The 14,407-nt window shown below is 64.0% G+C and carries 12 protein-coding genes; 5 read left to right on the forward strand and 7 right to left on the reverse strand.

Annotated features, from left to right (window positions below; all coding sequences use genetic code 11):
• Window positions 1–60: 60 nt before the first annotated feature.
• Window positions 61–2,055, reverse strand: coding sequence for a propionate catabolism operon regulatory protein PrpR (gene prpR, locus BTO02_RS30050; RefSeq protein ID WP_075160669.1), 1,995 nt, complete (start codon window positions 2,053–2,055; stop codon window positions 61–63).
• Window positions 2,056–2,270: 215 nt separating this feature from the next.
• Here prpR and prpB point away from each other — a divergent pair, with 215 nt between their 5' ends.
• Both prpB and prpC read left to right on the forward strand, forming a co-directional pair.
• Window positions 2,271–3,194: a methylisocitrate lyase gene (prpB, locus tag BTO02_RS30055; protein WP_075160670.1), complete on the forward strand. Its 924-nt coding sequence runs from the start codon at window positions 2,271–2,273 to the stop codon at window positions 3,192–3,194.
• 46 nt (window positions 3,195–3,240) lie between these two features.
• Entirely contained in the window at window positions 3,241–4,422 is a 1,182-nt protein-coding gene (gene prpC / locus BTO02_RS30060) for a bifunctional 2-methylcitrate synthase/citrate synthase (protein WP_075160671.1), read from the forward strand.
• Between the two features lie 106 nt (window positions 4,423–4,528).
• Here the strand turns inward: prpC and BTO02_RS30065 are convergent, their stop codons facing one another.
• Together BTO02_RS30065 and BTO02_RS30070 are read right to left on the reverse strand one after the other, a co-directional pair.
• Entirely contained in the window at window positions 4,529–5,578 is a 1,050-nt protein-coding gene (locus tag BTO02_RS30065) for a M23 family metallopeptidase (protein ID WP_075161526.1), read from the reverse strand.
• A 581-nt stretch (window positions 5,579–6,159) separates the two neighbouring features.
• On the reverse strand, window positions 6,160–7,167 hold the full coding sequence (locus tag BTO02_RS30070; RefSeq protein WP_075160672.1) for an aldo/keto reductase: 1,008 nt from the start codon (window positions 7,165–7,167) through the stop codon (window positions 6,160–6,162).
• Window positions 7,168–7,365: 198 nt separating this feature from the next.
• Here BTO02_RS30070 and BTO02_RS30075 point away from each other — a divergent pair, with 198 nt between their 5' ends.
• From BTO02_RS30075 to BTO02_RS30085, 3 genes are all read left to right on the forward strand, one after another.
• On the forward strand, window positions 7,366–8,286 hold the full coding sequence (locus BTO02_RS30075) for a LysR family transcriptional regulator (protein WP_075160673.1): 921 nt from the start codon (window positions 7,366–7,368) through the stop codon (window positions 8,284–8,286).
• Between the two features lie 411 nt (window positions 8,287–8,697).
• Window positions 8,698–9,621: a GlxA family transcriptional regulator gene (locus BTO02_RS30080; protein WP_083615448.1), complete on the forward strand. Its 924-nt coding sequence runs from the start codon at window positions 8,698–8,700 to the stop codon at window positions 9,619–9,621.
• Between the two features lie 153 nt (window positions 9,622–9,774).
• Window positions 9,775–11,145, forward strand: coding sequence for an undecaprenyl-phosphate glucose phosphotransferase (locus BTO02_RS30085; protein ID WP_075160674.1), 1,371 nt, complete (start codon window positions 9,775–9,777; stop codon window positions 11,143–11,145).
• A gap of 29 nt (window positions 11,146–11,174) precedes the next feature.
• Here the strand turns inward: BTO02_RS30085 and BTO02_RS30090 are convergent, their stop codons facing one another.
• The 4 genes from BTO02_RS30090 to BTO02_RS30105 all read right to left on the reverse strand — a co-directional run bounded on the left by BTO02_RS30090 (window position 11,175) and on the right by BTO02_RS30105 (window position 14,373).
• On the reverse strand, window positions 11,175–11,585 hold the full coding sequence (locus BTO02_RS30090) for a serine O-acetyltransferase (RefSeq protein ID WP_075160675.1): 411 nt from the start codon (window positions 11,583–11,585) through the stop codon (window positions 11,175–11,177).
• Window positions 11,586–11,600: 15 nt separating this feature from the next.
• Complete coding sequence (locus BTO02_RS30095; RefSeq protein WP_075160676.1) at window positions 11,601–12,815, reverse strand: hypothetical protein; 1,215 nt, start codon at window positions 12,813–12,815, stop codon at window positions 11,601–11,603.
• Window positions 12,816–12,829: 14 nt separating this feature from the next.
• Window positions 12,830–13,570 (reverse strand): WecB/TagA/CpsF family glycosyltransferase, encoded by a 741-nt coding sequence (locus BTO02_RS30100; protein ID WP_075160677.1) that lies wholly within the window; start codon window positions 13,568–13,570, stop codon window positions 12,830–12,832.
• Between the two features lie 77 nt (window positions 13,571–13,647).
• The gene (locus tag BTO02_RS30105) at window positions 13,648–14,373 is read right to left on the reverse strand and encodes a heparin lyase I family protein (RefSeq protein ID WP_075161528.1); all 726 of its coding nucleotides are present in this window, start codon (window positions 14,371–14,373) and stop codon (window positions 13,648–13,650) included.
• Window positions 14,374–14,407 lie beyond the last annotated feature (34 nt).

The raw sequence follows: 14,407 nt of genomic DNA on the forward strand, positions 1-14,407 counted from the left end.
TTTCGCTTCGACCAAGGTGAGACTTTGCGGGATGTCCTCGATGCTATCGGTGCGCGAACGCTACTTCGCCGCACTGAGCTTGCGCCATAACGTCGTCTTGCTGATGCCCAGCAGTTCGCATACGCGGTCGCGATCGCCGCCGCATGCGTCGAGCGCCGCGCGAATTTCGTCCGCTTCCACGCGACGGCTACGCTGGCGCAGCGTCAATGCGCGCGGCGCTTGCGTCGTACTGTGGAAGACCTCGGGCGCGATCGAGCGCAAATCGTCGACGGTCAGCGACAGTGCGCGACTGCGTTCGGCGCTTGCGTTGCAATCATCGCTTCCCGCGCTTTCATCGATTTCATCGCTTTCAACCAGTTCCACTGCGATCCGCTCGATCACGTTCTGCAACTCGCGCACATTGCCAGGCCACGCATGCCGCGCAAGCGGCTCACGCACGGCAGACAATGCGCGCGCCGCCTGCGCGGCGCTGCCGATATGCGCCGCGAGACGCGGCTCGCGCCGTGCAGCCTGATAGAGCAGCTCGGCGGCAAGCGGCGCGATGTCCGTTTGCCGCTCGCGCAACGGCGGCAATGCGACATTCAGGATGTTGAGCCGATAGAAAAGATCGGCGCGAAACTCGCCTGCGTCGACTGCTTCGGTCAGCGCGCGATGTGTCGCCGCGACGACGCGCACATCGATGCGCGTCGGCTCCGTCGAACCGAGGCGCACGACCTCGCGCTCCTGCAACACGCGCAACAGCCGGCTTTGCAGCGGCAACGGCATTTCGCCGATTTCGTCGAGAAACAGCGTGCCGCGATGCGCGGCTTCGATCAACCCTGCTTTGCCGCCGCGGCGCGCACCCGTGAACGCGCCCTCCTCGTAGCCGAACAGTTCGCTTTCGAGCAGCGCCTCCGGAAACGCGCCGCAGTTGATCGCCACGAACGGAAAATCGCGCCGCGCGCTCAACTGATGCAGGCTCTGCGCGATCATCTCCTTGCCCGTGCCGCTCTCGCCGCGAATCAGCACGGTCGCGTCGGACTTCGCGTAGCGGCGCACGAGCTTGCGCACGCGATCGATCGCGGCGCATTCGCCAATCAGATCGTCGAGCCTGTAACGCGCGACGAATTGCTGCGCGCGCTGCCGCGAGCGCAAGGTGCGATCGAGCCGTTCGACCGCCCGCGATTCCTGAAACGTCAGCACCATGCCAGTCGTCGCGCCGCGCTCGACGAGCGGCCCGCGATGCACGAGATAGCTGACGCCGTGCACGGTTTCGAGCGTTTCGCCTTCGGCATCGGGTGCGCCGCGGGCGAGGTCCGGTGCGAGGTCGGCAAGCGGCATGCCGACCGCCGCGACGGGGTCGATGCCGAGCGCCGCCGCGAGGCGCTGATTGATCGCTTCGACGCGCCCTTGTGCGTCGAGCGCAGCGACGCCGTCGCGCAGATGCTGCAGCACGTTATCGAGCCTTTGGCGGCGCGCGATCTCGGTCCACGTCGCGTGCGCGACGTCGAGCGCCGTGTCGAACGCGGCGCGCACCGACGCGCGAGAGTACAGAAACACTGCTTCCATGCCGGCGCGTGCGGCCAGGTCGGTAACGAGGCCGGGTCCGACGAGCGCGTCCACGCCGCGATCGCGCAGGTCGAGCACGCAGCTTTCCGCGTCCTGCGCGGACCGGTACGACGCAAACAGCAGATCGAGGCCGTAAGCCGCTGCAAAGCGGCGCACCTCGGGCGGCGTCTCGCCGTACGTAACGAGCCCCACGGATGCCGCGTCGCGCCTCGCGCGCGCGAGTGCGTGCATCACATCGAAGCCGGTCGGATTGACGAGCACCACCGGCACGTCGACGCGCGATTTCAGATATGTGCCGTTCGAACCGGCGGCGACGACCACGTCCGGCCGCTGCGAACCGGAGGCCGCTTCGATCGCGTGCACGGCGTCTTCATAGCCAAGCGATACCAGGTGCAGGTCGGCGCGGCTGTCGTATTCGTCGGCGATGTCGCGAAACAGGTCGCGCAATTTACTGATGCCGACGGCCCAGATGCGCGGACGCTCAAGCGGATTGGAAGACCGGATCATTGGGGTGTGGGCGGCTGACAGGGTGAACGGTCCGATCGAGGCGGAAGAACTCCGATTATGCGCCCGAATTCAATAATGAAATATCAGATTTCATTATTGAAACCAAGTCCAACTTCAATGTCCGCTCAAAATCGATCGAAATCAACGACTTGCGCACGGTCGCCCAATTGGCCCATTCTTTGCGCTACACCGACCCGTTACCGGAGCCCACTATCATGACGCCCACCACCGAGCCATCTACGAACACCGCCGCACATGCTCAGACAAGCGCCGGCGCCCGCTTCCGCGCCGCAGTCGCCGCGGAAAAGCCGCTGCAGGTCGTCGGCGCGATCAACGCGAATCACGCACTGCTCGCGCAGCACGCGGGCTTCAAGGCAATCTACGTGTCCGGCGGCGGCGTCGCGGCCGGCTCGCTCGGCCTGCCCGATCTGGGCATCTCGACACTCGACGACGTGCTGACCGACGTACGCCGTATCACCGACGTCTGCGATCTGCCGCTGCTCGTCGATGTCGACACCGGCTTCGGTCCGTCCGCGTTCAATATCGCGCGCACCGTGAAAGCGCTCACGAAAGCAGGCGCGGGCGCCATGCATATCGAAGACCAGGTCGGCGCCAAGCGTTGCGGCCACCGCCCCGGCAAGGCGATCGTCTCGCAGGACGAGATGGTCGATCGCATCAAGGCCGCCGTCGACGCGCGCACGGACCCCGCCTTCGTGATCATGGCGCGCACCGATGCGCTCGCCGTCGATGGCCTGCAGGCCGCGATCGATCGCGCGGCGGCCTGCGTCGAAGCGGGCGCCGACATGATCTTCCCCGAAGCGATGACCGAACTCGACATGTATCGCCAGTTCGTGAAGGCCGTGAAGGTGCCGGTGCTCGCGAACATCACCGAGTTCGGCGCGACGCCGCTGTTCACCGTCGACGAGTTGCGCGGCGCGGACGTGTCGCTCGTGCTGTATCCGCTGTCGGCGTTCCGCGCGATGAACAGGGCCGCGGAAAACGTCTATCGCACGATCCGTCGCGACGGTACGCAGCAGGCCGTCGTCGACACGATGCAAACGCGCGCCGAGCTGTACGAAAGCATTGGCTACTACGCGTACGAGCAGAAGCTCGACGAACTGTTTTCGGGCAGCCGGTAAGCGAGTCAATATTCAGTGAGCCTGAATAAACGATGAGGAAACGAAGATGAGCGAAGCAGACACGTCCAGCACGTCCGGTCCATCCGCAGCGGGCGCATTCAAACCGAAGAAATCGGTCGCGCTGTCGGGCGTGACGGCCGGCAATACGGCGCTGTGCACGGTCGGCCGCACCGGCAACGACCTGCACTACCGCGGCTACGACATTCTCGATCTCGCGGGCGCCTGCGAATTCGAGGAGATCGCGCATCTGCTCGTGCACGGCAAGCTGCCGAACCTCGCCGAGCTGGCCGCGTACAGAACGAAGCTCAAGGCGATGCGCGGCCTGCCCGCGAACGTGAAAGCCGTGCTCGAATGGATTCCGGCCGCCGCGCATCCGATGGACGTCATGCGCACCGGCGTCTCGGCGCTGGGCACCGTGCTGCCCGAGAAGGACGATCACAGCGTCGCCGGCGCACGCGATATCGCCGATCGCCTGATGGCGTCACTGGGCTCGATGCTGCTCTACTGGTATCACTACTCGCACAACGGCCGGCGCATCGAGGTCGAAACCGACGACGACTCGATCGGCGGCCACTTCCTGCATCTGCTGCACGGCACGCCGCCGTCGAAGTCGTGGGTCGACGCGATGCACGTGTCGCTGAACTTGTATGCCGAGCACGAGTTCAATGCGTCGACGTTCGCGGGGCGCGTGATCGCGGGCACGGGCGCGGACATCTATTCGGCCATCACCGGCGCGATCGGCGCGCTGCGCGGGCCGAAGCACGGCGGCGCGAACGAGGCGGCATTCGAGGTGCAAACGCGCTACCGGAACCCGGACGAAGCCGAAGCCGACATCCGCAGGCGCGTGGAAAACAGGGAAGTCGTGATCGGCTTCGGGCACCCGGTCTACACGACCGGCGACCCGCGCAACAAGGTGATCCGGGAAGTCGCGAAGAAGCTGTCGAAGGAGGCGAACAACACGAAGCTGTTCGACATCGCCGAGCGGCTCGAGACGGTGATGTGGGACGCCAAGAAGATGTTCCCGAATCTCGACTGGTTCAGCGCCGTGTCGTACCACATGATGGGCGTGCCGACCGCGATGTTCACGCCCGTGTTCGTGATCGCGCGCACGAGCGGCTGGAGCGCGCACATCATCGAGCAGCGCATCGACAACAAGATCATCCGGCCGAGCGCGAATTACACGGGGCCGGAGAATCTGAAGTTCGTGGCGATCGGGAAGCGCCCGTGAAGCGGGCATGAAGCGTGTATGAAGTGGGTATGGAGCGGTCATAAAGCGGAGCCGCTGCGCTCGCACGCAGCGGCGTCCTATGGCGGTCCGCTTTCGATGCCGGCCGTCAACCGCGGTTGTGCGGCAGATAAGGCATCGGATCGATCGGCTTGCCGTCGCGCCGCAGTTCGAATCCGACCGACACGCGCGAGTTGTTTTCACTGCCCATCTCCGCAATCTGCTGCCCCTTGCGAACGATGTCGCCGGTCTTCACGAGCAGCTTGCGATTATGCGAGTAGGCCGTCAGAAAGTCCTTGTTGTGCTGGACGATTATCAGGCTGCCGTATTCGTTCAGACCCGTGCCCGCGTACATCACCTTGCCGTCGGCGGCTGCGCGTATCGGGTCGCCTGGCTTGCCGCCGATTTCGATACCGCGCGTTTCGCCAGGCTGGAACTGTTCGACGACGTTGCCCTGCGCAGGCCATGCAAGCGAGACGCCATTCGCGTGACGCGCCAGTGCTGCAGTGACCTGGTGCACTTCCTCGGGCGTCGGCGGCTCGGCGCTCGCTGAGGACGGCTGCTGCGTCTGCTGCGTCTGCTGCGTCTGCTGCGGCGTGCTCGCGGAAACCGCATCGGCGGCCGGCGGCGTGCTGCTTGCAATCGACGCTGCAGAACTCGAGGCTGGAGTGGAAGCCGCAGCCGCGGCCGCGGTAGCGTTGCGCGCCGCTTCAGGCGACGAAACAACGAGCGTCTGCCCCGGTTTCACGCGCGCCGACACCTTGATCCGGTTCCACGCGGCCAACTGTTTAACGGTGACGTTGTGCTTCTGCGCAATCCGTTTGAGCGTATCGCCGCGCCGCACTCTATACATCGCCGGCTTGACGACGGCGGGCGGCGGCGTCGCCTTCGATTCCATTGCGTGCACCGCAGCATCCTGCGCAACAGCTGCAACGCCGGATGCCGCGGCGGCCGGCGCCGCGGCGACCGCCGGTGCGGACGCGGCCGGTACGCCTGATGCCGCGACATCCGCACCGGCGCCCTGCTGCTGAACATTCACACAACCGGAGAGCGCGACGGCAAGCGCCAGCCTGGCCAGGCCACAGATGCCGCCAACGCCGCGCAAGCCACGGCGGCCGGCACGCCTGTCACTACTCCTGTCGAAACAACGATTCGACATCTTTTGCTCCATGTTCGTCGGCTGACGCGACGTCCGCGGCGTTGCCAGCGTGACCATCGACGTCCGCCGTATTTGACGAAGCCGCGGCTCAAGTGCAGCGATCCTTCGTCAATAGGGCCAGATAGGCGATTAAAATTCAAGCAGAATTGTAAAGGCAGCACACTAACAAACAGGTGCTCCCCAACACTTCGATACAACTGTTTAACAGCTGTATTCGAGCGCGCGGCATGCCGCGCACGCGAACATGCGATCGCATGCTTCGGCACGAGTGCACCGCGGCCTTGTTTTTGTATCGGCAGATCGCCACGAAACTTAAGCGGCAAGCGGGTTGGCGCGCGAAATGGGGGTTAGCGGGACGACGCTATCGTCATCGTCGAGCGCGGGGAGATCTAGCGCTGTCGAAGGTGAACGGAGGAAGGACGAAGCCGCTTCGCGCTGCGCCTGTAACCGTTAAAGCGGAAGAATTTGCCGAAAACGCAGGCGGCCGGTATGCCTGCGTGGCCGCGAGCGGCAATACCCGTTTTTCCGGCGCGACGTTCGGCTCGCATCGAGGTTGACGCGCTCATCGCGCGGCACCTCATTCAATGGTCGGCATAATGCTGTTCGCTGTCGAGATGCTTCATGCCGATCTCGTTGTAACGTGCGCCCGCGACGGCTTCGGCCGGCACCGCCGCTTCGATCTGCGCGAGTTCGTCCGCACTGAACCGCATCTCGAGCGTGGCGAGCGCATCGTGCAGTTGCGGACGGCGGCGCGCGCCGATGAGCGGCACGATGTCGTCGCCGCGCGTGAGCACCCAGGCGAGCGCCAGTTGTGCCGGGTTGCCGCCGTGGGCCGCGGCGACTTCACGCAGTTTGTCGACGAGCTTCAGGTTGCGTTCGAGATTCTCACCCTGGAAGCGCGGGCTGATGCCGCGAAAATCGCGCTCGAGCTTGCGTTCTTTCGACCAGCTGCCGCTCAACAGCCCGCGCGACAGCACGCCGTACGCCGTCACGCCGATGCCCAGTTCGCGGCACGTCTGCAGGATGCCGCGCTCGATGCCGCGCGACATCAGCGAGTATTCGATCTGCAAATCGCTGACCGGTGCGACCTTGTGCGCGCGGCGCAGCGTCTCGTCGCCGACTTCGGACAGACCGACGTGCCGCACATAACCCTGTTTGATCAGATCCGCGATCGCGCCGACGGTGTCCTCGACGGGCACGGACGGATCGAGTCGCGCCGGACGGTAAATGTCGATATAGTCCGTGCCGAGGCGCTTTAGCGAATAGCTGAGGAAATTGCGTACTGACGCGGGCCGTGCGTCGTTGCCAAGCCAGTTGCCGGCCGGGTCGCGCAGCGCGCCGAACTTCACGCTGATCACGACGTTTTCACGCTGGCGTCCGCGCAACGCATCGCGAATCAACATCTCGTTGTCGCCCATGCCGTAGAAGTCGCCGGTGTCGAGCAGCGTAATGCCGGAATCGAGCGCGGCGTGCAGCGTCGCGATGCTTTCGGTGCGGTCGGCGGGACCGTACACGTCGGACATGCCCATGCAGCCAAGGCCGATGGCGGATACTTGCGGGCCTTGCCGGCCCAGGCGACGGTTGTTCATCAGGTACTCCGAAAGATGGCGGGACGTGTCGATTACGCAGCAAATTCTGCATCCCGTACGGTCGGCGATAAACGCGCCGGCTTCGACCAGACTGGTCGAAAAGCGCTAACAATCGAAGGTCACGCGCGCGCAGCCGCGGCCCTTAGCCGGCCACCGAAGCCACGCACGCGGCAAAACACGGCAGATCAGGAGCCCCGGATGGACCACTTGCAGGCAATGAGAGTGTTCGTGCGCGTTGCGCAACTTGGCAGCTTCACGAAGGCGGCTGAGCAGATGCAATTGCCGCGCCCGACCGTCAGCAATGCGATTCAATATCTGGAAGCGCATCTGCGCGTACGTCTGCTGCAGCGCACGACGCGCCGTGTCGCGCTGACGGCCGAAGGCGCGCTTTACCACGCGCGCTGCATGCAGGCGCTCGCCGATATCGACGATGCCGAGTCGCTCTTCGCCGACGCGTCCGCGGGCCCGCGTGGCGCAGTACGCGTCGACATGCCCGAACGGCTCGCCCTGCATACGGTTATTCCGGCGCTGCCCGATTTCTTTGCGCGCTACCCCGATATCCGCATCGTGCTGTCCGCAACCGATCGCCTGGTCGATCTGATCGACGACGGCATCGATTGCGCACTGCGCGTCGGCACGTTGCGCGATCAGTCGCTCGTCGCGCGGCGCGTCGGCGAGTTCCAGCAGTTTCATTGCGCGTCCCCGGCTTACCTCGAGAAACACGGCGTGCCGCGCTCGCCCGACGATCTCGCGGACCACGTCGCCGTCGGTTTCTTTTCGAATCGCACGGGCCGCGACCTCGATTGGGAATTCGAGGAAGACGGCGAACTGCGCACGATCACGATGCGCAGTTCGGTGTCGGTCAACAGCGCACACGCGTATCTGGGATGCTGTCTTGCCGGACTTGGCCTCATCCAGGCGCCGCGCGCGAGCATCGAACCGCTCGTTGCGTCCGGTCAGTTGATCGAGGTGCTGCAGGACTGGAAGGCGCCGCCGTTGCCTGCGTCGATCGTGTTTCCGCAGCAACGTCACCTCGCACCGCGCGTGCGCATCGTTATCGACTGGATGGCTGAATTGCTCGGTGCCGCATATCCGCAAAAGGTCGACGCAAATAGTTGACGCCCATGAAAAGGCAACTGATGCAGGCACACCTGGCGCACCCGGTAGCGAGCACCGGCACTGCGCTTCCGCGCAATCCGCAGCGAGCGCGGAAAGTACTGCAACTACCGCGCGTTCGTTCATGTTTCGAAAGAATCGCGACGTCCGAGGTCCGCGTTCAGCGCCGCAAATAGCGCCGCAATTGCGCTTCGGACATTGACTCCCGTCAAGCTCTCGCAAGGCCCGGACTTTTCTCAGGACCAAATCGGAGTGGTCCTATATTCCCTCCGCGTCATGCTCACTATGCTTCCCCCCTCGACGCTGGGGAACGAGTTGCGCGCAGCAAGACCCGCGGGCCGCCCGCCGACAAGCCACATGAAAATGCGTGCGGCTTGACCAGCGGATCCGTTGTCACGTGGAGATGCACCGAAGATGAGTTCGATCGACTATGCTTTTACGCCGTCCAGACGGCCAACGGGCACCGCGCCGTACACGATCGGCATTGTGCTGTTCGATCGATTCTCGTTGTTGCAGGCCGCGGAAGTCGCCGATGTCTTCGAAAAGGCCAACCGGCTCGACGCCGGCGCATCGGCGCCACGCTACACAACCACCTATCTTTCGGCAAGCGGCGAACATGTGACCTGCTCGCTGCGCATCGCCGTTCTCACGCAGAAGCTTCCTGAACATGCGGCGCGGCATCGTGGCTTTCGCGCATTGTTCGTCGCCGGCGGCGACGGCGCGCGCGAAGCTGCCGGCGACTCGCGGCTGCTCACATGGCTGCGCGAGGCAAGCGCAGCCGCCGGGACGGTCGGCGCGATCGGCGAAGGCAACGCGATCCTGCGCGCCGCCCGCGCGCAACATGCCGACGCCGTTCGCGACGCGTCGATCGTGCCGGCCATCGAGGTGGCGCTCGACACCGTGCGCCGCGATCTCGGCGCCGACGCCGCGCACGTCGTGGCCACGCAGTTGTCGTGGACAAGCCTGCCGAAGCCGGTCTCCATCGCGCTGGATAGCCATGAACCGATCAGGCGGAAGATCCGCGACAGCGCGCAGTGGATCGCGCGCAACTGCGACAAGCGTATATCGATCACGACGGCCGCGCAGCACGCAGGCATGAGCGAGCGCTCATATCTGCGGCATTTTCGCGCGGAGATGGGCATCAAGCCATCCGAGCATCTGCGCCGCACACGCGTTGAACTCGCGTCGAGCCTGCTCGCGCAGAGCGATCTGCCCGTCGACAAGATTGCACGCCGCTGCGGCCTGACAAGCGGCGAATGCCTCGCGCGGCTGTTCCGGCAAGTCGTCCATCTGTCGCCGACCGAATACCGCAGCCGCGCACGCCACGATCCGTCTTGAGCGCGGGCGCCGCGCGGCTTGCAGCCTGACCTCATGCGTCCCGCGCCTGCGACCACTGCCTGTGAACACTCATGACCTGCTGTCGCGGCATCTCGCTACGATCCGGTCACATCGCCTTTTCTTCGCTTCTGAACGCTTTTGGCTTCGCGTCCCATGTTTTCACTCGCTTTACAAATCGGCGATCTGTTGATGATCGTCGCCGGCGCGCTGTTCGCGCTTTCGTGCACATACAGCGATGCGACCACTTCGCATCTCGACGATCTGTTCGGCTTGCTTGGCGTCCTGCTGGCGCTGCTCGCGTTCCATCTGATCGGCGTCTACCGGTCGTCCGACAGCAACGGGGCGGCGGCACGGTCCACTACGCGCGCAATGTGCGGCTGGCTCGCCGCGCAACTCGCGATCGCGCTGATTTCAAGCGCTTACCCGGGCGCGGCGCAACGTATGAACTGGATTCTCGGCTGGACGGCGTTCAGTGCGGCACTGATGCTGCTTCATCGCTATACGCTGTACACCGCGCTTCGCGCCCTGCGCAGCCGCGGCTACGGACGTACGCCGGTCGCGATCGTCGCTCGAGCCGAACACGGCCGCGCGATTGCTACACGGCTCGCCACGAATCAGGACACCGCGTACACACCAGAACTGATCTTCGATACCGCGCTGGAACGCGACACGCTCGTGGCGGACATTCCGACCGTGTGCCAGCTCGAATCGTTTGCGCAACTGGTGCGTGCGCATCGCATCGGCGAACTGTGGATTGTCGATGCGCGAGACGAACCGGCGTGCGTCGAACAGATCGTCGACGCGTTTCGCGACGACTTCGTCAATATCCGCATCGTGCCCGCACTCGAGGGGCGCCTGCTGCCGGAACCGGCCATCGTCGATTGCCTCGGCGTGCCCGTGCTCAATGTGATTGCGTCGCCCGAACGCGGCCTGCGTGTGCTGCCCAAGGCGATCTTCGACCGGCTCTTCGCGCTATGCGCGCTGCTGGGGCTCGCGCCGGTGCTGGCGCTGATCGCGCTGGCCGTCAAATGCTCGTCGCCGGGGCCGGTGTTCTTCCGGCAAAGCCGCAAGGGCATGAACGGCGAAGTATTTTCGATCTACAAGTTCCGCACGATGTATCAGGACGCCGACCGGCCCGGCGCGGTGAAACAGGCGAGCCGCAACGACGCGCGCATCACGCGCGTCGGCCGCTTTCTGCGCGGCACGAGCCTCGATGAGTTGCCGCAGTTCATCAACGTGCTGAAGGGCGAGATGTCGGTGGTGGGGCCGCGGCCGCATGCGGTCGAGCACGACGAGTATTACAAGCATCTCGTGCAGGACTATATGTACCGGTATCGGATCAAGCCGGGGATCACCGGATGGGCGCAGGTCAACGGGTATCGGGGGGAGACGGAACGCGTGGAGAAGATGGCGGCGCGCGTGATGTTCGATATTCACTATATCCAGCACTGGACGATGGGGCTGGATCTGAAGATCGTCTGGCTGACGGTCTTGAAGGGATTTGTGGGCAGCAACGCGTATTGATGCCATGCCGCCCGCGTGCACCGGCGCCGTTATTCGCGCACGATGCGCGCCGGCACTCCCACCGCAGTCGCACCGGCCGGCACGTCTACCATCACCACCGCATTCGCGCCGATGCGCGCGCCGCGGCCAATCGTTACCGGTCCCAGTATGCAAGCGCCGGCGCCGATCAACACGTCATCTTCGATGACGGGCGCACCGGGCCGCCCGCCGCGTCCGCCAATCACGACATTCGGCGCGACGATCACATTGCTGCCGATCGCGGCGTGCCGATGTACGACAATCCCGAGCCCCTGATAACCGAACGTCACGTTGCGCCCGACCTCGACCGACGGCGGCAGCGAAACGGAAAAGAGCATCCGGTTGAGCACCTTGAGCAGCCACGGCAAGCAAGGCACACGAAGCCGGTACAACAAACGGGACAAGCGAAAGACGTAGATCATAGGTCACTCACGAATTCACGACGAACGGCAGGATAGCGATTTCAGATGATCGAAGATCCTGATCGCGATAAGGAACAGCAGAAAGAATACGAAGTTGACGTCCCAGTAGCCCGAGTGAATCGACATCAGCACGAGGGTCAGCAGATAGCAGAAGCCAAAACGCGCCAGCACCCCGCAGCGCAACGCGTACGCGTGAAGCCGCGCGACGCCGAATGCAATACCGAAGAAACCGGCGAACACGCCGACATAACCGAAGTCGACGAAGAGCGCGCCTTGCAGCGTCGGCGTAATGCTCATCGGGCGCCCGGCAATCCACCGCGCGCCGACCAGATCGCCGACGATATTGCGTGCACCCCAATGCTTGCCCGGCAAAAACGTTTCGAAGTTACTGAGCAGCAGGCCGCCATACAGATGGTCGTGCATCGAACTGCCCAGCGTGGCAATCGTGTTCTGACTCGCATCGAACATCGACAGCGCAGGCACGAACGGCAACAGATAGCGGTGCTCGCCGACAAATCGGAAATCGATATTGGTGAAAAAGCGTTCGACGTCGTAGCTTTGCGCCACGCGAAAAAAAGCCATCGTCGCGGCAAAGCCGAGCAACGCGCATGCGGCGACCAGGCTCAATATCGCGGCCTTGCGCCCCGACACCCTGAAAATCGCGTAATACACATAGCAAACCGTGACGAACGCGAGCACAGGCGAACGGTAACCGAGCAGAAGAATGCCCGCGATGTAGACGACTGGCTGCACGAGATCGACCTTGCGTGCGCTTTCGATGTCCGAGATCGTGCGAATCATGAGCCAGAAGCCGTATAGCGGCGCAAGGTTCGAGACGAGCGCGGAATTGCCGAATCGCGATTCGCCCATGAACAGAGGAATACCGCGATTCGCGAGAATTTCGAACACCACGCAGCCCGCAAACAGCGCGAAGAATACGCAGGTCAGCTGCTTCGACGTGCGAGGCTGCAACGGTCTCGCACGCAAGACCGCGCGTCCCGACGAAGCGATGCCCGACACGGCATACCCGAGCACGAGCCCCAGCAATCCGATGCCGAACAGATCCCAGCACAGGCTCTTGTCGTATGCATCCTTGATCGACCACGGCATGTCGATCAGCCCCGGCAGGTTGTACGCGATATAGACGCACAGCACGAGCGTCCACGGGTTCATATGCCGCAACGCCAGGCGGCGTGTCGGGTTCGCGGACGCCTTCAGCCAACGTTCCATCTGCCCTGCTCCGCTTATCCGCGCCGCGTAGCGAGCCACGCCCTGCCGAGCATCAGCGCAAAACGGCTGTTCGTGCCGAGGTAGCGACGCCACATCCGACGTGGCTCCTGCATGACACGAAACAGCCACTCGAGGCCGCAACGCTGCATCCAGCGCGGCGCGCGCCTGACTTTTCCCGCGATCACATCGAACGTGCCCCCGACACCCATCACGAAATCGACGCCCAGTTCGTTCTTCCAGCGGTTGATAAAGTTTTCCTTCTTCGGCGAGGTGATCGCCACGAATAGAAGGCGCGCACGCGATGCGCGGATCGCTTGCACCACGGCCTCTTCGTCGTCCCAGAAGTAGCCGTGGTGATGACCCGCGATATCGAGTCGCGCGTGACGCCCGATGCAAGCCTGCGCCGCGCGCTCGACGACGCTCCCCGTGCCGCCGAGCAGAAACACCGGATAGCCGCGCGTTGCCGCATGCGCGAGCAGCCGGTCGAACAGATCGACGCCCGCAACGCGTTCGGGCACGTCGTGTCCAAGCAGCCGCGCGCCCCATACGACGCCCATTCCGTCGATATTGACGATGTCGCAGGCACGCACCGACTCCGCGAGCCGTGCATCGTTTTGCATATGCACCAGCTTTGCGACGTTGACGACGACATGCTGCGTAAACTGCCTCGCGGCAATACGCTGCCCGATCCATTCGACGGCTTCGTCCATCGTCGCGGCGTCCATCGGGCAGCCGAAGAGTTCGATACGTTTCATAAACAATGACGGCAAGATCGACGATGCCTTTCGAGCAGTTCGAGCGGCTCGTCACAAAGCAATGAGATGCGGCCCGATCAGCGCCGCGTGACGGAGACGGAGACGGATAGCGGGCCGTATAAGACAGTGCTCGTATCGACGTCGGAGGGCGCCATGTCCCACTTTGGTTTGTAGAGGCCGAGTTTCAGATAGGCATCGTCGACGCCCGGATACGCATTTGCCGCACCGCGCGCCGCAAACACCTGCACGCCGTCCTTATAGAGTTCGGTGAGCGCATGTTGTCCCGTTTCGTCCGGCACGTAATGGATGGCCCAATGCACCCAGCGCCCGCGGTCCGCGCTTGCGCAGCACAGCCACTTACCCGCGGAGACCGTGTCGTGCTTCGCGCCGCCATGCACCGATAGTGCGTAGCGCTCGCCGAGCAGCGCGAGGGCAAGGGTCGGTGCGCCGGTCCATTTGCCCTGGTTGACCTGCGCGATGATCATCAGTTGACGCGAATCGAAGGAAAAGTTCGCCGGCAGCCATGTGCTCCAGCGAATCAGGTAGTCGCGGTTCTGCTGGAAGCGCACGGGCGCCGGAAACAGCAGTTCCGCGCGCGGCACGCCATTCGCGACGCCTGCATAGCGCTCGCCGCGATCGATATGTGCGCGCAGCACCTTGCGTGCAGCATTCGCGGAACGGGCCGCATCGGCAGGATCGCTAACGAGCTCGATGCCGCTCGGGTTTGCCTGGACACCGGCTCGCGGGTCGAGGCCGCGCTGCCAGTCGATTTCATACAGCGTCGTGTATACGGTCGAGTCCAAGCGTGCCGGCACATCGATCTCCGCTGTGCGAGCA

The sequence above is a fragment of the Paraburkholderia sp. SOS3 genome, from assembly GCF_001922345.1.
Lineage (GTDB): Bacteria > Pseudomonadota > Gammaproteobacteria > Burkholderiales > Burkholderiaceae > Paraburkholderia.